Source organism: Pseudomonas moorei (assembly GCF_008801475.1).
GTDB classification, from domain to species: Bacteria; Pseudomonadota; Gammaproteobacteria; order Pseudomonadales; family Pseudomonadaceae; genus Aquipseudomonas; species Aquipseudomonas moorei.
Window position 1 is genome coordinate 1 of sequence record NZ_VZPP01000049.1, and the last position, 444, is coordinate 444.

Genomic DNA, 444 nt, shown 5'->3' on the forward strand with positions numbered 1-444 from the left:
CCCCAGTGGATGACAGCTTCACCGACCTCAGCGAAACAGTCTCCACGCTGGAAGACGCTCCGGTGACCGGCAGCGTCCTCACTGGCACCAGCAGCGTTGACGGTCCCGTCAGCGTGGTTAATTTCACGGTGGACGGCACCCAGTACCAGGCCGGCAGCACAGCGACCATCGCCAACGTCGGCACCCTGGTGATCGGCGCCAACGGTGCCTACACCTTCACCCCGGACGCCAATTACAACGGCGCAGTGCCGACCGTGACCTACACCGTCACCGACGGTTCCGGCGCCGACGTCACCTCGACCCTGAACATCAGCGTCACCCCAGTGGATGACAGCTTCACCGACCTCAGCGAAACAGTCTCCACGCTGGAAGACGCTCCGGTGACCGGCAGCGTCCTCACTGGCACCAGCAGCGTTGACGGTCCCGTCAGCGTGGTTAATTTCA

The 444-nt window shown here is 63.5% G+C and carries 1 protein-coding gene; it reads left to right on the forward strand.

What is annotated here, in order from left to right; translation table 11 throughout:
* The coding region (locus F7R06_RS30845; RefSeq protein ID WP_170288744.1) for a cadherin-like domain-containing protein at positions 1 to 444 on the forward strand (444 nt) is incomplete at both ends.